Source organism: Flavobacterium franklandianum, from assembly GCF_007097365.1.
Classification (GTDB): domain Bacteria; phylum Bacteroidota; class Bacteroidia; order Flavobacteriales; family Flavobacteriaceae; genus Flavobacterium; species Flavobacterium franklandianum.
This window is the reverse complement of the sequence record NZ_VJZR01000013.1, coordinates 1-18,711: the sequence shown is the minus strand read 5'-3', so window position 1 is coordinate 18,711 and position 18,711 is coordinate 1. Positions and strand designations below refer to the sequence as shown.

The window sequence follows — 18,711 nt, the reverse complement described above, 5'->3', positions numbered from 1 at the left end:
GACTATTTATGAAACGTTTTTCTTTTTAATAAATGAAATTTTAGTCGCAAAAAATCATACCATTGTGCAATCAAAAGAACAAATGCCGCGACAAAAAGTGTTTTTATTTCGAGAAATTGATAGATAATTCCACCAGAAAAACACCCCAGAAAAAAGAAGGTAATGATGGATAATCGCAAAAAGATACTGGTCTTCAATTTTTTCACTTCTTCGAGTTTTTTGTAAAAAAACAGCTGTGATAATTCGATTCCTAAATCTGTGAAAAGCCCCGTTAAATGGGTAGTTCTAACAGTAGCATTTGAAATATTGGTTACCAAAGAATTTTGGATTCCCATGGAAAGAAGCATAAAAAAAGCAGTCAATTTTCCATCTAAAGTAAATAAACCAGTGGTAGTTCCGAAAAACCCTATGGCAATTAAAATTACCATTTCTAGCGTAATTGGAAAAATATGTGACCAATCTGGATTTTTTAATGATATTAATTCCTGCAATAAACTGGATAGAAATGATCCTAACAGAAAGAAAATAGTAAAAAGGAAAAAGGTTATTGCAGTAGCATAATCGTGTCGCATTATCTCTTCAGCAAAAAAAGCAAAGTGACCTGTTACATTTGTTGTCAAAGTTTTTAAAGCTAAAACACCAGTAATATTGACCAATCCCGCAACAAATGACAGCAAAATTGCCAATCTCAAATCGTGAGCAAAAGTCCTGTTTTTACCTTTGTGGCGGAACATAGTGTTTTTTATTTATCAGTTTCAAGTTGTGAACGGAGCCTGAATCTATTTCTTTAACTTATGTAAAAATACTTTATTTTTGGTTAAACTTTAATATTAATCTTAATAATCGGATGTTTTCAATTTTTAATCCCTAAATAAAAAATCAAACTTAATTTTGACTTAAATAACTTTGGTTGACATTTAAAAAGGTGATTTATGTAATATTTTTGCTTTTTATTAGATATATTCGAGATAGTTATTTTAAACTAAGCCTTGGTTTTAGCATTTAAAACAATAAAAAATGAAAATTTTAATAGTTGAAGACGAAATAGGAATAGTTCAATTTCTACAGCAAGGATTGGAGGAAGAAGGTTATGCAGTTATGACAGCTACTGATGGTCTAATGGCATTTGAATTGACTCAAAAGGAAAGATTCGATTTGATTCTTTTGGATTGGATGTTGCCTAAAATGAACGGCATTGACGTTTGCAAATCCATACGAATTATGGATAAAAGTACGCCCATAATTTTCTTAACTGCCAAAGATACCGTTCAAGAAACCATTGAAGGTTTAAAGGCTGGTGCCAATGATTTTATCAAAAAACCATTCAGTTTTGACGAATTGGTCGAACGCATAAAAATACATTTTAGAAATCAAACTGAGCCAGAAATATTGAAACTAGGAACTATTGAAATTCATCTTGCCAAACATGTTGTGATGGTCGATGGGAATGAAGCAAACTTGACCCAACGCGAATTTGAGTTGCTTTGCTATTTGGTTCGAAATAAAGGAAAAGTTTGCAGTCGAACTCAAATAATAGAAGATGTTTGGGACATTCATTTCGAATACGATACTGGAGTTATAGATGTTTTTATGAATGCTATTCGTAAAAAACTCAACTTAAAAATTGACAAAGATTATATTAAAACCATAAGAGGAGTTGGTTATATTGCCAATGATTAGATATAAATATGGAACCACTTTCATTCAAAAATAGAATTGCATTTAACTACATTATCACTACAGGATTATTGATTTTTGTGGTATTTTTTTCTATATATTCAATTGTAAAAATCAGTGTTTACAGCCATATTAATGATGACATTAGGAGTGAAGTAAATAAACATTTGACTGAAATTGAAATTAAAGACAGTTACATTGGTCTAATTCACAATGACGAATGGAGAGAACGCGAGCATAATTCGGTCGCTGTAAATCCTGTTTTTATACAATTCTATAATCAAAATGGAAAGCTTGCCGAAAAATCTCCAAATCTAAAAATACATACATTAATATTTAATCAAAATATTAACGACAATGAATTCTTTGACACCCAATTAGTAAACAAATCTATTCGGCAAATTCAAGTTCCGATATTTCAAAATTCAATAAAAAAAGGCTATTTATTGGTTGCAATGTCATTGGAAGACGCTAAAATGGTGCTTCAAAATTTAGCGAAAATTTTACTTTTTTCGTATCCATTAATTCTATTAGTACTTTTTATTATTGCTAGATTAATCGCCGGAAGGAGTATAAAACCAATTAGTTCCATAATAAAAACTTCTAATATTATCACCAAAGATAATTTGAAATCACGAATTCCATTGCCTCAAAACAAGGATGAACTCTATACGCTTTCTCAGACTATAAATAATTTATTGGATAGAATTGAAAACACTATCGAAAGGGAAAAACAATTCACATCCGATGCTTCACATGAATTGAGAACTCCCTTAACTGTCATCAAAGGAACACTGGAAGTTTTGATTAGAAAGCCAAGAAATCAAGAAGAATATCTCGAAAAAATCAATTTTTGTGTATCCGAAGTCAACCGCTTGAATCATTTGGTTGATGAACTGCTTTTGTTGGCTCGATTTGAAAATCACAATCAAAGTTTAAAAATTGAAAAAGTATGCTTGAATGCCACAATTTTAGATGCCATTTCACGCTATTCCAGTTTAATTCAAACGAATAAAATTCATATTTCAACCCACTTTTTAAAGGAATATTATGTCCATTCCGACGCCTATTTATTGTCTATCATCATCAATAATTTAGTTTCAAATGCCCTGAAATATTCCAATAAAAATGGAAATTTAAGTATTGTTATAACCGATAAAAACAACAAAATTGAATGCCATATAATTGATTCGGGAGTAGGGATTCCAGCTGAAGATTTGCAAAAAATATTCGACCAATTTTATCGTTCAAAATCTATCGAACATTCTGGAATTAAAGGAACCGGACTCGGTTTGTCAATCGTGAAAAGACTATGTACTTTACTTCAAATTGATATAAAAATTACAAGTAAAGAAAGTATAGGAACCACCGTTTTTTTAAGTTTCCAGTAAGTATATCTTAAGAAGTCCTTAAGTCTTTTTTGTATAGTTCTTAATATTTTTGTACCATACAAATATGAAAATATATGCTAGAGAAAATTATCGCATTTAGCTTACGGAACAAACTAATTATTTTACTTTTTACCCTTTTGGTGATTGGTTTTGGACTTTTTTCCATTACCCAAATCTCCATTGGTGCTGTTCCAGATGTAACCAACAATCAAGTTCAGGTGATTACGACTTCACGTAATCTTTCGACCCAAGATATCGAGCAATTTATTACCTATCCTGTCGAAATTGAAATGGCAAATTTGCCTGGAGTACAAGAAATTCGTTCCATATCAAAATTCGGATTATCAGTGGTAACCATCGTTTTTGATGATGATTTAGGAACTTATCTTCCTCGCCAACTCATTGCCGAGAAAATCAAAACCGCTTCCGAGAAAATTCCGCAAGGCTTTGGAACTCCGGAAATGGGACCAATTACCACCGGTTTGGGCGAAATTTACCAATACACTTTAGAAGTAAAACCAGAATTTAAATCGCAATACTCCGTAACCGATTTGAGAACCATTCAGGATTGGGTTGTCAAAAGGCAATTGTCTGGAATCAAAGGTGTTGTCGAGATAAATACTTGGGGTGGCTATCTCAAACAATATGAAATTGCTATTGTTCCAGCTAGTTTAAAAGCAATGAACATCTCAACTTTGGATGTATTCAATGCCTTGGAAAAAAACAACAGTATTGCTGGTGGAGCTTACATCGAAAAAACAAATCAAAGTTATTTTATTCGCGCCGAAGGAAAGGTAAAATCCATTCAGGACATTGAAAATATCGTAGTCAAAAATGTAAACGGATTGCCAATTTATGTTAAAAACGTGGCCCAAGTTCGTTACGGAAATGCCAATCGTTTCGGAGCAATAACTGGCAATGGCGAAGGCGAAAAAGTCTTGGGGCAAGTAATGATGCTCAAAGGCGGAAACTCAAAACAAGTCATCTCGGATGTTAAAGACAGAGTTGCCGAAATTCAAAAACGATTGCCAAAAGGCGTTTACATCAACGGCTTTTTGGAACGTAGCGAATTGGTCGGAAAAACCACGTTTACCGTTGCCGAAAACTTGATTTTGGGCTGTTTAATCGTGATTTTTGTGGTGGTTTTATTACTAGGCAATTGGCGTTCGGGATTGGTGGTCGCATCGGTAATTCCCTTATGTTTACTTTTTGCCATTTCACTGATGAATATTTTTGGAATCGATGCCAACTTGATGAGTTTGGGTGCCATCGATTTTGGAATTATCATTGACGGAGCCGTAATTATTGTCGAGTTTATAGCGTTCCAAATTGCACATAAATCGAAAGGTTTGGAACTTTTATCCAAAGAAGATCGCCAAATAGAGATTGACCAAATTACTTATAAAAGTGCGTCGAAAATGATGAATTCGGCTATTTTTGGACAATTGATTATCCTGATTGTTTTTATTCCAATTCTTTCATTGACAGGAATCGAAGGCAAAATGTTTAAACCAATGGGAATGACTTTTAGTTTTGCCTTGGTAGGTGCAATGCTTTTATGTTTTACTTATGTTCCCGTTGTTTCCTCGTTATTTTTAAAACCAACCGAAGAAAATCCAAAATCAATTTCCAACCGACTAATTCAAATGATGAAATCTTGGTATTTGCCAGTAATCACTTGGGCTTTGGCCAATACCAAAAAAGTAATGTATGGAGCGGTTGGATTATTATTTATGGCTATGGGTTTGTTTGCAACAATGGGAGGAGAGTTTATTCCAACATTGGACGAAGGAGATTTTGTCATTCAACCCGTTTTAAAAACAGGAACTTCGCTTTCAAAAACGATTGCCACAACGACTAAAATTGAAAAAATTATCCTCAAAAACTTTCCCGAAGTAGTGCAAGTGGTGAGCAGAATTGGTGCAGCGGAAGTACCAACAGATCCAATGAGTATGGAGGAAAGCGATGTTATTGTCAAGTTGAAACCAAAATCCGAATGGGTTTCCGCTTCCAGTAAAGACGAATTGGCCGACAAAATAAAAGCAGCCATCGAGAAACAAATTCCCAATATGGATATCGAGTTTACGCAACCTATCGAAATGCGCTTCAACGAATTAATCTCGGGAACTCGCTCGGATGTGGCGGTGAAGATTTTTGGTGAGGATTTAGAAGTATTGGCAAAAAAAGCCATTGAAATCAAAAAAGCCATTCAAAATGTCGAAGGCGCATCGGATGTAATTATCGAAAAAACAGAAGGCCTACCTCAAATGGCCGTTAGTTATGACCGTTCCAAAATTGCTCGTTATGGCTTGAATATTGCCGATTTGAATGAAATCATCGCACTTGGTTTTGCCGGAAAAACCGTTGGAAATGTTTTCGAAGGCGAAAAACGATTTGATATGGTCATTCGTTTGGACAAAACCAATCGTCGAGACATTGAAGATTTGCGAAATTTTTATGTTTCGGTTTCAAACGGTGAACAAATTCCGTTAAGTGAATTGGCAAATATTGAATATACCGAAGGTCCTGCAAAAATTTCTAGAGACAATACCAATCGCAGAATTGTGGTGGGAATCAACGTAAGAAATCGGGATTTGCAAAGTGTTGTACTAGATATTCAGAATATTGTTGAAAATAAAATCAAATTGCCAGTGGGTTACACAGTGAGTTATGGAGGACAATTTGAAAACCTTCAAAGTGCCAAAGCACGTTTGGCTATAGCGGTTCCAATAGCTTTATTCTTGATTTTTATCTTGCTGTATTTTGCTTTTAGCAGTGTTAAGGAAGCCTTGATGGTGTATTCGGCCATTCCGCTTTCGGCAGTGGGAGGAGTATTGTTTTTATGGATGCGAGATTTGCCTTTTAGTATCTCGGCAGGTGTTGGTTTCATTGCCCTTTTTGGAATTGCAGTACTCAACGGAATTGTATTGATAGAACATTTTAAAGAATTAAAACACAGCGGAATGGAAGATATGGATGAATTGATTTTAAAAGGAACAACCGATAGATTGCGTCCTGTGATATTGACAGCTGCAGCAGCTGCATTGGGATTTTTGCCAATGGCGATTTCTTCATCGGCTGGGGCAGAAGTGCAACGTCCGCTGGCAACTGTGGTTATTGGCGGGTTGTTTACAGCTACGATTTTGACAATGGTGGTTTTGCCTATTTTGTACAAAGTTTTCGATGGAAAAGAATTCAAGAAAGCCAAATTCAAAATTCATAAAAATAAAACCTTTCTTATTCTTGGGTTGCTGTTTACCTCAGTTATTTTTTCTCAAAAGTCAGCTTCTAATACAAATGAACTGGATATGTTGATTGACAAGGCATTGGAAAATAGTAAAAGTATTAAAGCCGCTCAATTGCAAGTCGATAAAATGAAAGCCAATATTAATAATGCCTATTCTTTTGATAAAACCAATATTTATTACAGCTATGACCAAAACAATTTGGCCTTAAACAATGAACCCTTGAAGGTTTTCGGTATACAACAACGTTTTGCGTTCCCAACGGTTTATGGTGCGCAAAAAAGCGTCAATACTGCTGAATACGAGAAGGAAAATTCCAGTTTTGAAATTCAAAAAAATAAGCTGACTTTCAATGTTTCCAATACCTACCATCAAATTGTGTATTTGCAACACCAAGAAAAATTATATCGCTATTTGGACAGTTTATACCAAAATTTTTCTAAAGCCAGTGATAGGAAATTTGAATTGGGAGAAACCAATTATCTCGAAAAGATTACGGCTCAAGCCAAATTCAGAAAGATAAGCACCACACTTTCGCAGATTGAAAACGACAAAAAAGCACAGTATGAAATCTTGCAATCGTTAGTTCAATCCGAAGAAAAATTGGTAATTATAAATAGTCAAATCGAACCTATTAGTAACATAGCTAATGAAATAAGTAAGTTGTTGTATGCTGAATATTTAGAAAGTGTTACAAAAAATTATAAAAACCAAATTACATTGCAAAAACAACATTGGTTGCCCGATATAAATGTAGATTATTTCCAGGGAAAAAATAGTGGATTATCACAATCTTTATATGGTTTTCAGGTTGGAGTGGGAATTCCGTTATTCTTTTTTGGCAACAAGGCAAAATCTAAAGTAGCCCAATTGGAATTGCAATCTTGGGAACAACAAAAACAAAACGAAGAGCAAAAAATAGACAAATACATCAGTCAAAAAATAAATGAATTGGCCAAATACCAAGAAGCCATCAATTATTACAACCAATATGGAAAAAAATTGTCGGAAGAAATCATCAAAGTCGGAAATAGAAGTTATAAACAAGGAGAAATAGACTTTTTTCAATATATTCAAAGTTTAGAAAATGCTACAGGCATTCAAGTGGATTATTTAGACAATGTTTTGCAATTCAACAAAACCCAGTTAGACTTACAATATCTTAATTTTTAAAAAGTTATCAATGAAAAAAATCATATATACCCTCGCTATAACGTCACTTTTGCTTTCTTGTAAAGACGCTAAAACCGAAGAATCGAATAAAAAAGATAACGGATTAATTACCGTTACCAAAGATCAATTTCAATCCTCGGGAATGGAAATCGCAAGTCCTGTAGAACAGGATTTTGATGTCACCATAAATACTTCCGGAAAAATTGACGTTCCACCTCAAAACCGGGCTCAAGTGACTTCGTTTGTTGGAGGATATGTAAAATCGACTAAACTTTTGGTTGGTGATAAAGTGACTAAAGGTCAAGCTCTTTTAACATTGGAAAACACGGAATACCTTGATATTCAAAAAGATTATCTCGAGGTTGCCGAGCAGATTAAATATTTGAAATCGGAATTCGAAAGACAGAAAACGCTTTACGACGAGAAAATAAGTTCCCAAAAAAATTACCTAAAAGCAGAAAGTGATTATCGAAAAACATTGGGAATGTATCAAAGTTTAAGAGCTAAATTGCAATTGTTAAACATTAATCCAAGCAATGTAGAAAAAGGGAAATTGACCTCTGTTGTTGCCATTTTTGCTCCAATTACGGGTGATATTGTTATTATGAATGCCAATGTTGGAATGCCAGTTGCTCCGTCGGATGTGATTTTAGAAATTGTAGATACCAATCATTTACACTTAGAATTAGCCGTGTTTGAAAAAGATATTTTGAAAGTGAAAATGGGTCAAAAAATAAATTTTATTGTTCCGGAAGCTTCCAAAGAAGTTTTCGATGCCGAAGTGCATTTGGTTGGAAAATCAATTGAAGGAAACGACAGAACAATCAATGTCCACGGCCATTTAGACGACAATATCAAACAAAAATTACTCACTGGAATGTTTGTGGAAGCTAAGATAAAAATCAATTCTAAAAAAGGACTGGCGATTCCAGCCGATGCATTAATTTCTGAAAACAACAAAAATTTCGTACTTTTATTGGATAACGAAAAGAATACTATTTTTTCATTCAAAAAAGTGGCTGTCATTGTAGGAGATAAGTCCGGAAAAAAAGTCGAAATTATTCCTAATAATCAAATTAACGCTTCCTCAAAAATACTGGTAAAAGGTGTTTTTGATTTGGCAGAATAAAAATGCACTTATGGACTTAATCAAATTAAAAGGACAATTACAAACCGAAGTTGACACGGCATTTTTGTATGACAGTATTGCTGCCGTACAATCTGACGATAATCTAACACGTGTTTTGCAAAGTTTGTCCAAAATCGAAAAAGGTCACGCCAAACATATGCTCGATAAAGTTAGGGAGTTTGAACCCAACCAGGTGATGCCTTTACCGTCTTCGAGAGCCAAATTTCAATTGAAATTGGGTAAACTTTTTGGATACAGTTCGATAATCAGCAGTTTGTCGAATGTTGAAAAACAATTTGCTTTAAATTCCATTAAAAATAAAATTGAAAAAGGGGAGAAGCCTAATGGTTTCGAACACAATCATCTTAATATCATTGAAGCCGTAAACAATAATTCAGCCTTGAATGTTTCAGGCGGATTGTTGTCTAAATTCGAAAGTCGTCACAAATCCGTTGGCGGAAATGCGTTGCGTGCAGCTGTTTTAGGTTCGAATGATGGGCTAGTTTCCAATATGAGTTTGGTGATGGGTGTTGCCGGAGCCGCAGTTTCTAATGACACTATTTTATTGACTGGAATTGCAGGTTTAATGGCTGGAGCAATTTCGATGGCTTTGGGCGAATGGCTTTCGGTACAAAGTTCCAGGGAATTAAACCAACGCCAAATCGATTTAGAAACCGAAGAACTAGAAGCTTCGCCAGAAGAAGAAAAGAAGGAATTGGTTTTGCTGTATCAAGCTAAAGGTATGAATGCTGTCGAAGCCCAAAAATTAGCCGACAAAGCCTTTGAAACCCCCGAAACTGCGATAGATGCCATCATTACAGAGGAATTGGGAATAGACAAAGAAGAATTGGGTGGTTCTGCCTGGGAAGCTGCGATTGCATCCTTCATTTTGTTTGCCATTGGAGCAATTATTCCGTTGTATCCTTTTATGATTTTGGATGGAAAAAATGCCATTTTATTGAGTATTGGAAGTAGTGTTGTAGGGCTTTTTGGCATTGGCGCAGCCATCACATTATTGACAGGAAAAAGCATTCTATTTTCGGGAATGCGACAAGTTGCTTTTGGATTGGTCGCAGCTGCAGTTACTTATGGAATAGGAACTTTAATAGGAGTTTCATTGGCTGGATAATTAATTACTAACATTTTAACATTAAAAACAAAATTATGAACGACGCACATTTACATTTGGTAGTAAACCATTTTCCAATTATTGGGACGATTCTTGGATTAGGAATTCTAATTACAGGAATTATTTTAAAAAACAACTCGGTAAAAAGCACCGCTTATGTTTTATTTATTGTGGCAGCAATTTTTGCAGTATTTAGCATGGGAACAGGAGAAGGAGCAGAAGAATTGGTTGAAGACATGCCTTCGGTAGGAAAACAAATTATCCACGAACATGAGGAAATGGCCGAGAAATTAGCAATTATTTTATATGTTTTGGGGGCTATTTCACTTGCAGGATTGTACTTGAATTATAAGAAACATGCTAAAGCACAATTGGTTTCTTTTATAGTTCTTGTCGTGGCAATTGGCGCAACCTTTTTAGCACAACAAACAGGAACTACTGGTGGTGAAATTCGCCATACAGAAATAAGAGCCAACGCAACTCCAGTAACAGGACCCGAGCAAAATACAGCTGCTGGAGAACAAAGTGAAAGTGAAGTTAACGATTAAAAACAGCCAATAATTTTACACAAAAAGAGAGGATAGTTTTAAATTATCCTCTCTTTTACAACAAATTAAACTAGTTAAAACTAGCTGCAAAAATTAGAAACAATACTCGTTTTCTGTGACTAATTTAGTGGTAATCAATTCTCTTAAACCAATGATATTTGGCATATTAGTGTATTTTGTGAAACGGCGTAATCCCATCAACATCATACGTTGTTCATCTCCTTCGGCAAAAGAGATTACACTCTCTTTCCCTTTTTGGGTAACCACATCAACCGCTTTGTATAAATATAATTTAGCCATTGCAATTTGCTCTTGTACTTGTGCTTCGCCGATTTTTTTGGCTAATTTTTCGGTTCTCAATAGGGTTGATTCTGCCATATAGATTTCTATTAATATATCGGCGGCAGCAATTAATAACTGTTGGTGTCCTTCTAAATCGGGACCGTATTTTTGAACCGCACCACCAGCAACCATTAGGAATGCTTTTTTCAATTTAACCAACATTTCTTTTTCCTCTGCAAACAATTCAGAATAATCTGGAGTATCGAATGATGGAATTCCCATCAATTCTTCCTGAACTTTTGTGGCTGGTCCTAATAAATCAACATGACCTTTGAATGCTTTTTTGATTAACATTCCCACCGAAAGCATTCTGTTAATTTCGTTGGTACCTTCATAAATACGCGCAATTCTAGCATCACGCCAAGCACTTTCCATAGGAGTATCTTCGGAAAACCCCATACCTCCAAAAATTTGGATTCCTTCATCAGCACAGTTTTGAACGTCTTCAGACACGGCTACTTTCAAAATGGAACACTCAATTGCAAATTCTTCAACCCCTTTCAATTCTGCTTCTTGGTGTAAAGTTCCCTCAGATTCTCTAGTAGAAATTCTATCTTCAATGTCTTTTGCAGCTCTATATGTTGCGCTTTCGCCAGCATAACAAGAAGTTGCCATTTCAGCCAATTTATATCGAATGGCCCCAAATTGTGCAATTGGGGTGTTAAATTGCACTCTTTCGTTAGCATATTTAACGGCTCCAGTTGTTACTCTTCGTTGTGCGTCAAGACAAGCGGCAGCTAGTTTTATCCGCCCAACATTCAAGGCATTCATTGCAATTTTGAAACCGTTTCCTCTTTCAGAAAGCATATTTTCGACAGGAACTTTGGTGTCAGCAAAGAAAACCTGACGAGTCGACGAAGCCCGAATTCCTAACTTGTGTTCTTCTTCGCCCATTGTTATTCCATTACTAGGGTCATTTTCTACAATGAAACCTGTAATATTTTTATCATCGCCAATACGTGCGAAAACAATAAATAAGGAACAAAAACCAGCATTGGAAATCCACATTTTTCCTCCAGTTATGGAATACTGTTTTCCATCTTCAGATAAAATTGCTTTTGTTTTTCCTGAATTGGCATCACTCCCTGCGCCTGGCTCGGTCAAACAATACGCACCAAACCATTCGCCAGTAGCCAATTTGGGTACATATTTTTGCTTTTGTTCTTCGGTTCCATACAAAGTTATTGGCATTGTTCCAATTCCAGTATGCGCTCCAAAAGCTGTAGAGAAAGATCCTGTTGCTCCCGAAATATAATCGCATACCAAAACCGTGTTTACGAAACCCATTCCCATTCCGCCATAAGCTTCTGGAACAGCTACACTTAGAAAGCCTAAGTCTCCTGCTTTTCGCATCGTTTCTTCGGTTAAGGCATAATCTTTCTTTTCGAAACGGTCTTTGTTGGGCCAAATTTCTTTGTCTACAAATTCTTTAACCGAGTCACGCATCATTAATTGCTCTTCATTGAAATCTTCTGGTGTGAAGACGTCTTCGCATTTTGTTTCTTTTACGATGAATTGACCACCGCGTGTTTTATCTGACATAGCTATTTTTTTTGATGTTTTTTTCTGATTATAATAATTCATAAATTCCTGCACTTCCTTGTCCTGTACCCACGCACATACTTACAATTCCATACTTGTTACCTCTGCGTTTCATTTCGTCGAATAGTTGAACCGATAATTTTGCACCTGTACAACCTAATGGATGTCCTAATGCAATCGCTCCTCCATTGACATTAACAATATCTGGATTTAATCCCAATTCTCTAATTACCGCTAATGATTGTGATGCAAAAGCTTCGTTCAATTCGATTAGATCAATATCTTTCAACTGCAATCCAGCTTGTTTCAATGCTTTTGGGATTGCTTTTACGGGACCAATTCCCATAATTCTTGGTTCAACTCCTGCTGAAGCAAAGTTTACTAAACGTGCAATAGGAGAGAGGTTTAACTCTTTGACCATTTCTTCGCTCATAATCAAAACGAAAGCGGCTCCATCACTCATTTGGGAGGAATTTCCAGCTGTTACACTTCCATCGGCAGCAAAAACTGGTCTTAACCCTGCCAATGCTTCCACCGAAGTTCCCGCTCTTGGCCCTTCATCTTTATTGACGATATACGATTTGGTTTCTTTTTTACCATTTTCATTAATGAACGTTTGTTCGATAGTTATTGGAACAATTTGTTTGTCAAATTTACCTTCAGCTTGAGCTTTCAAAGCTTTCATATGCGATTGGTAAGCAAACTCATCTTGGTCGGCTCTCGAAATGTTGTATTGTTTGGCAACGGCTTCGGCGGTCAATCCCATTCCCCAATAATAATCTTCGTGTCCAGCTGCTGCAACAGCATAATCCGGTGTTGGTTTATAACCTCCCATTGGAATAAAACTCATACTTTCGGCGCCACCTGCAATGATGCAATCCGCCATTCCAGACTGGATTTTGGCTGTCGCCATCCCGATAGTTTCTAATCCTGAAGCGCAATATCTATTGACCGTTACACCCGGAACATCTTCGATTTTTAATCCCATCAAGGAAATTAATCGTCCCACATTAAGTCCTTGTTCGGCTTCGGGCATGGCATTTCCCACCATCACATCATCGATGCGGGTTTTGTCAAAATCAGGCAATTCATTCATCATAAATTGAATGGTTTCAGCTGCCAATTCATCAGGACGTTTGAAACGAAATACACCTTTTGGTGCTTTTCCCACGGCGGTTCTGTATGCTTTTACTATATAGGCTGTTTTCATATTTTTTATTTTTTAAGATGATAGACGAATAGATAATAGATTGATAGACTTTTCGGATTACAGTTTTTGTCTATAATCTATCCGTCTTTTATCTATTTTCTAATTACGAAGTGGTTTCCCTTTGGTTAACATAAATTGGATACGTTCCAATGTTTTTCTTTCCGTGCAAAGTGATAAAAATGCTTCTCTTTCAATATCCAATAAGTATTGCTCACTTACTAATGTTGGTTCAGATAAATCGCCACCAGCCATTACATAGGCTAGTTTGTTGGCAATTTTCTTGTCGTGTTCTGAGATGTATTTTCCAGCTTCCATCTGGTCAGTTCCTACTAAGAACATTCCCAAAGCTTGTTTTCCTAGTACTTTCACGTCGTTTCTACGAATAGGTTGGGTGTAACCAGCTTCCGCCATAATTAAAGCGTGTTTTTTGGCTTCGGCAATTTGACGATCTCTGTTGACCACTATAACATCTTTTCCGTGTTGCAATATTCCCAAGTCAAAGGCTTCATAAGCAGAAGTCGAAACTTTGGCCATAGCCACAGTCAAGAAATATTCTTGTAATACATTCAGTTCCACATCATTTTTACGGAATAAATCCGAAGCTCGCAATGCCATTTCTTTCGATCCGCCACCACCAGGAATTACTCCAACTCCAAATTCGACCAAACCAATATAAGTTTCTGCGGCAGCAACTACTTTATCAGCGTGCATACTCATTTCGCAGCCACCACCCAACGTCATTCCGTGAGGAGCAACCACAACTGGAATTCCAGAATAGCGAACCCGCATCATCGTATCTTGAAACATTTTGATAGCCATATTCAATTCGTCATATTCTTGCTCGACCGCCATCATAAAGATCATTCCGATATTGGCACCAACTGAGAAATTTGCTCCTTGGTTTCCAATAACCAACCCTTGGTATTCCTTTTCGGATAAATCAATGGCTTTATTGATGGCCTGCAAAACATCGCCACCAATAGTGTTCATCTTGGATTGAAATTCTAAATTCAAAATCCCGTCGCCTAAATCTTGGATAATAGCACCGCTATTGCTCCATACTTTTTTGCTTTCGCGAATGTTGTTCAGGATGATAAAAGCATCTTGCCCCGGAACTTTGGTCTGCGTTTTATTCGGTATATTATAGAAATAAGTTGCTCCTTCTTTAATGGAATAAAAACTGGAACTTCCTGAAGCTAACATATCACTAACCCAAGCTGGTGAGCTTAAGCCTTCGTCTTTAATCATTTCGATTCCTTTTGCCACACCTATGGCATCCCAAATTTCGAAAGGACCATTTTCCCAACCAAAACCGGCTTTCATTGCATCGTCAATTTTGTAAAATTCGTCTGTGATTTCAGGAATTCTACTGGAAACGTAAGCAAACATTCCAGCAAAACTTCTTCTGTAGAATTCTCCGGCTTTATCTTTACCTTTTATCAAAACTTTGAAACGATCAATAGGTTTATCAATAGTTTTGGTTAATTCTAAAGTAGCAAACGAAGCTTTTTTGGCTGGACGATATTCTAAAGTGTCCAAATCTAAAGACAGAATATCTCTTTCTACTTTTTTGTAAAATCCTTGCCCTGTTTTACTTCCCAACCATTTATTTTCCATCATTTTGTTGACAAAATCCGGAAGTTTAAACAAATCATGTTGTTCGTCGTTTGGACAATTTTCGTAAATTCCGTTGGCTACGTGTACTAAAGTATCCAATCCAACCACGTCAACTGTTCTGAAAGTAGCCGATTTTGGCCTTCCAATAACAGGTCCTGTTAGTTTATCAACTTCTTCGATAGTCAATCCCAGTTCTTTAACCAAATGAAACAAACTTTGGATTCCGTAAATTCCAATTCTGTTTCCAATAAATGCAGGAGTATCTTTGGCTACAACCGAAGTTTTACCCAAGAATTTCTCTCCATATATAGTTAGGAATTCTAAAACCTCGGTTGAAGTTTGTGGACCAGGAATAATTTCGAATAATTTTAAGTAACGCGCTGGATTGAAAAAGTGCGTGCCACAAAAATGTTTCTGAAAATCTTCACTTCGTCCTTCGCTCATAAAATGAATTGGAATTCCAGAGGTGTTTGATGTGACCAAAGTTCCCGGTTTTCGGTATTTTTCTATTTGTTCAAACACCATTTTTTTGATATCCAAACGCTCCACGACCACCTCGATAATCCAATCGACATTAGCGATTTTTGCCATATCATCGGTTGTATTTCCGGTCGTGATTCGGCTAGCAAATTTTGAATGGTAAATAGGGGATGGCTTTGATTTTAAAGCATTTTGGAAATGTTCGTTTACTATACGGTTGCGAACAATTTTGCTGTCAATAGTCAGTCCTTTTTTGGATTCGACTTCAGTAAGTTCTTTTGGAATAATATCCAAAAGCAAAACTTCAACTCCAATATTGGCAAAATGACAAGCAATTCCCGAACCCATAATTCCAGATCCTACAACGGCAACTTTTTTAATTGATCGTTTCATTTTAAACGGTTTATGTTTTTTTTGTTTATAGCTTTACTTGATTTGTAATATCTTTTTGTAAGAGACAATTTTTGAATCAAAATATTTTCTTTTCTGCAATCAACTCGTTAATGATTTCAGAAACCTCCATAAAATGTTCTAATTTTTCGGCTGATACATTTTGTCTTATGACTTCATTAAATTTTATGACAGTTTCTTTTGAAAGTGCTCTTTTTTCTTTTCCAAAATCGGTTAAGTATATTAAAACACCACGACCATCTACTGGGTTTGGTTTTTTGTAAATTAGCCCTTTTTCTTCCATATTTTTTAAGGTCCTTGTCAAACTTGAAGCTTCCATTCCCATCTTTGGCCCTAATGCGGTCGAAGGCGTGCCTTCTTCTTTATCGATACTTAATAAAGTGAAACCCGTAGCCATTGTGGCGCCATATTTTGTTGCTTCTTCGTTGTACATTCTGGACACTGCTTGCCAGGTTGCCCGGAGGATAAAATCTATAGTTTTGTCTTTCATATTTATTTTATGGTTTTTCAAAGATAATAAAAAAATACTATGCACGCATAATAAATAGATAAATAATTTTAAATTTGTTAATATTGTATAAAAAACTCTTCAATTACTTGAAGAGTTTATAGATTAAATTTATTTATGTAAAATAAGAAAAATTATTCTTTATGTGCAATTTAAATGTATCGGCTGTTTAATTATAAATTTTATGGAATAAATCAATGTATTTTTCCATAACAATTTTTCGTCTGAGTTTCAATGTTGGAGTGAGGTGACCCTCATTAATAGACCAAATATCAGGAGTTAATTCGAATCGTTTGATTTTTTCCCAATTCCCAAATTTCTCGTTTAGAATATCTATTTCTTCCTGAATGCGTTCAATTACTTTAGGGTTCGAAATAATTTCTTTGTTGGTTGTTCCCACTTGAATTCCGTGTAATTTTTCCCAAGTTTTTACGAATTCAAAGTTAGGTTGAATGAAAGCTGCAGGCATTTTTTGACCGTCTCCAATAACCATAATTTGCTCTATAAAACGGGATTGTTTCATGGCATTTTCAAGTAATTGTGGTGAAATATATTTTCCTCCTGAGGTTTTAAACATTTCTTTCTTTCGATCGGTAATTTTAAGAAACCCTTCTTTATCAATATCGCCAATATCGCCTGTGTGAAAATAACCATTTGCCAAAACCTCTTTTGTCAAGGCTTCATCTCTAAAATAGCCCATCATTACATTGGGACCTTTGCAAAGGATTTCGCCGTCTTCGGCAATTTTAACTTCTACATTATCGATTAATTTTCCAACTGTTCCAACTTTGAAACCAAAATTCCGCATATCGTTTACCGCAATTACAGGAGAAGTTTCGGTCAATCCATATCCTTCAACAACCGGCATTTCTGCTGCAGCGAAAACTCTGGCAAGTCTTGGTTGTAAAGCAGCACTTCCTGAAACCAATAAATCTAGATTACCTCCCAAACCTTCTTTCCATTTGCTAAAAATGAGTTTTCTTGCAATTTTTAATTGCAATTCATACCAAAATCCATTGGCACCATAGGGTTCGTATTTTAATCCTAAATCTACTGCCCAAAAGAATAATTTTCTTTTGATTCCTTTTAATTCTAGTCCTTTTGAATATATTTTGTCATATACTTTTTCTATAAGCCTAGGAACGGCTGTCATTACAGTGGGTCTAACTTCTTTAATATTGTCACTTATTTTTTCAATCGATTCACCAAAATATACCGAAACTCCATAATATTGATACAAATACAAAATCATTCGTTCGAAAATGTGACAAATAGGCAAAAAGCTCATAGCGCGACTTTTTCCCTTTTCGAAAGGGATTCTCGGAGCGCTATCCAAGACATTTGACACGATATTTTTGTGTGAAAGCATTACGCCTTTTGGTTTTCCTGTAGTTCCAGAAGTATATATTATAGTAGCTAAATCTTCGGGTTTGACATTGTTTTTTCGGACTTCGACTACGTCTTGATTGTTTTGGTCTTGACCAAGAACAAGCAATTCTTCCCAATTTTTGCAACCTTCGATAGTATCAAAAGAAAATATTTCCTTTAAATTAGGAAGATTTTGTTTTATTAAATTTACTTTTCTCAAGACTTCGACATCGGATACAAAACAGTAGATAGATTCAGAATGATTTAATATGTATTCATAATCTGTTTCGGAAATTGTGGGATATATTGGAACATTTTGTGCACCAACTTGTAAAATTCCAATGTCCATAATATTCCATTCGGTTCTATTATTGGTAGAAATAACGGCAATTTTATCGTCTTTTTGAATTCCCAATCGCAATAAAGCTCTCGAAATAGCATTAGCTTTTGCAATATATTCTTCGGTCGAAGTTTTTACCCAAACACCGTTATACTTGGTAACCAACGCATCAGGAATGTTGTAATGCTCTAATTGGAAATACGGAAAATCAAATAATCTGGTGATTTTGGTCATTTTTAAATTTATTAATTTATTGCAAATTAGTAAAAAAAATGATGTTTTTGTCTTTTTTACAAAAAAAGGAGTTCAAAGATCCAAAGTCTATAAAATGCAATAGTATAATATTTTTTAAGTCACAATTTTGGATTCGACTAGAATTGAAAAAATGTAAATTTAGTTTTATAATTACTTATTGAATATATGTGGCAATTATATAACTTTTACGAAATATTCTGTAAGTTACTATCTAATAATCCCACTCATCTTTGCATTATAATTAATTAATTCGTAAATAACTTAAATTTAATCAAAAGAATTCCTCGAGGCTCTGCCTCGGGGTCATAAGTAAAAAAGATTAGTACATTTGTTTGATGAGCGAACA

At 35.3% G+C, this 18,711-nt stretch carries 12 protein-coding genes; 6 read left to right on the top strand and 6 right to left on the bottom strand.

Going from position 1 to position 18,711, the window contains the following annotated elements; translation table 11 throughout:
* Positions 1-2 precede the first annotated feature (2 nt).
* On the bottom strand, positions 3-734 hold the full coding sequence (locus FNW17_RS12970; RefSeq protein ID WP_144071852.1) for a YoaK family protein: 732 nt from the start codon (positions 732-734) through the stop codon (positions 3-5).
* 283 nt (positions 735-1,017) lie between these two features.
* On the opposite strand from FNW17_RS12970, the gene FNW17_RS12965 reads away from it, so the two are divergent.
* The 6 genes from FNW17_RS12965 to FNW17_RS12940 all read left to right on the top strand — a co-directional run bounded on the left by FNW17_RS12965 (position 1,018) and on the right by FNW17_RS12940 (position 10,292).
* Complete coding sequence (locus FNW17_RS12965; RefSeq protein WP_143391451.1) at positions 1,018-1,680, top strand: response regulator transcription factor; 663 nt, start codon at positions 1,018-1,020, stop codon at positions 1,678-1,680.
* 8 nt (positions 1,681-1,688) lie between these two features.
* Positions 1,689-3,068, top strand: coding sequence for a sensor histidine kinase (locus tag FNW17_RS12960; protein WP_144071851.1), 1,380 nt, complete (start codon positions 1,689-1,691; stop codon positions 3,066-3,068).
* 74 nt (positions 3,069-3,142) lie between these two features.
* Entirely contained in the window at positions 3,143-7,486 is a 4,344-nt protein-coding gene (locus FNW17_RS12955; RefSeq protein WP_144071850.1) for a CusA/CzcA family heavy metal efflux RND transporter, read from the top strand.
* A 10-nt stretch (positions 7,487-7,496) separates the two neighbouring features.
* Positions 7,497-8,615 carry an efflux RND transporter periplasmic adaptor subunit gene (locus tag FNW17_RS12950; protein WP_144071849.1) on the top strand — a complete coding sequence of 373 codons (1,119 nt, stop codon included), beginning with the start codon at positions 7,497-7,499 and terminating at the stop codon, positions 8,613-8,615.
* A gap of 10 nt (positions 8,616-8,625) precedes the next feature.
* The gene (locus FNW17_RS12945) at positions 8,626-9,744 is read left to right on the top strand and encodes a VIT1/CCC1 transporter family protein (protein ID WP_144071848.1); all 1,119 of its coding nucleotides are present in this window, start codon (positions 8,626-8,628) and stop codon (positions 9,742-9,744) included.
* A 35-nt stretch (positions 9,745-9,779) separates the two neighbouring features.
* A complete protein-coding gene (locus FNW17_RS12940) occupies positions 9,780-10,292 on the top strand; it encodes a hypothetical protein (protein WP_144071847.1) in 513 nt (170 codons plus the stop codon).
* Positions 10,293-10,385: 93 nt separating this feature from the next.
* Here FNW17_RS12940 and FNW17_RS12935 read toward each other — a convergent pair whose 3' ends face one another.
* From FNW17_RS12935 to FNW17_RS12915, 5 genes are all read right to left on the bottom strand, one after another.
* Positions 10,386-12,176 carry an acyl-CoA dehydrogenase family protein gene (locus tag FNW17_RS12935; protein ID WP_144071846.1) on the bottom strand — a complete coding sequence of 597 codons (1,791 nt, stop codon included), beginning with the start codon at positions 12,174-12,176 and terminating at the stop codon, positions 10,386-10,388.
* A gap of 28 nt (positions 12,177-12,204) precedes the next feature.
* Complete coding sequence (locus FNW17_RS12930; RefSeq protein WP_143391444.1) at positions 12,205-13,386, bottom strand: acetyl-CoA C-acyltransferase; 1,182 nt, start codon at positions 13,384-13,386, stop codon at positions 12,205-12,207.
* A 99-nt stretch (positions 13,387-13,485) separates the two neighbouring features.
* Complete coding sequence (locus tag FNW17_RS12925; RefSeq protein WP_143391443.1) at positions 13,486-15,876, bottom strand: 3-hydroxyacyl-CoA dehydrogenase/enoyl-CoA hydratase family protein; 2,391 nt, start codon at positions 15,874-15,876, stop codon at positions 13,486-13,488.
* A gap of 76 nt (positions 15,877-15,952) precedes the next feature.
* Positions 15,953-16,384: a MarR family winged helix-turn-helix transcriptional regulator gene (locus FNW17_RS12920; protein WP_143391442.1), complete on the bottom strand. Its 432-nt coding sequence runs from the start codon at positions 16,382-16,384 to the stop codon at positions 15,953-15,955.
* Between the two features lie 187 nt (positions 16,385-16,571).
* A complete protein-coding gene (locus tag FNW17_RS12915; protein ID WP_143391441.1) occupies positions 16,572-18,344 on the bottom strand; it encodes an AMP-dependent synthetase/ligase in 1,773 nt (590 codons plus the stop codon).
* Between the last annotated feature and the right edge of the window lie 367 nt (positions 18,345-18,711).

Bases quoted from the DNA above. Each gene is read 5' to 3' on its own strand.
- FNW17_RS12945 (WP_144071848.1), top strand. From the start codon at position 8,626: ATGGACTTAATCAAATTAAAAGGACAATTACAAACCGAAGTTGACACG.
- FNW17_RS12940 (WP_144071847.1), top strand. From the start codon at position 9,780: ATGAACGACGCACATTTACATTTGGTAGTAAACCATTTTCCAATTATT.
- FNW17_RS12935 (WP_144071846.1), bottom strand. From the start codon at position 12,176: ATGTCAGATAAAACACGCGGTGGTCAATTCATCGTAAAAGAAACAAAA.
- FNW17_RS12950 (WP_144071849.1), top strand. From the start codon at position 7,497: ATGAAAAAAATCATATATACCCTCGCTATAACGTCACTTTTGCTTTCT.
- FNW17_RS12965 (WP_143391451.1), top strand. From the start codon at position 1,018: ATGAAAATTTTAATAGTTGAAGACGAAATAGGAATAGTTCAATTTCTA.
- FNW17_RS12920 (WP_143391442.1), bottom strand. From the start codon at position 16,384: ATGAAAGACAAAACTATAGATTTTATCCTCCGGGCAACCTGGCAAGCA.
- FNW17_RS12960 (WP_144071851.1), top strand. From the start codon at position 1,689: ATGGAACCACTTTCATTCAAAAATAGAATTGCATTTAACTACATTATC.
- FNW17_RS12970 (WP_144071852.1), bottom strand. From the start codon at position 734: ATGTTCCGCCACAAAGGTAAAAACAGGACTTTTGCTCACGATTTGAGA.
- FNW17_RS12925 (WP_143391443.1), bottom strand. From the start codon at position 15,876: ATGAAACGATCAATTAAAAAAGTTGCCGTTGTAGGATCTGGAATTATG.
- FNW17_RS12955 (WP_144071850.1), top strand. From the start codon at position 3,143: ATGCTAGAGAAAATTATCGCATTTAGCTTACGGAACAAACTAATTATT.
- FNW17_RS12930 (WP_143391444.1), bottom strand. From the start codon at position 13,386: ATGAAAACAGCCTATATAGTAAAAGCATACAGAACCGCCGTGGGAAAA.
- FNW17_RS12915 (WP_143391441.1), bottom strand. From the start codon at position 18,344: ATGACCAAAATCACCAGATTATTTGATTTTCCGTATTTCCAATTAGAG.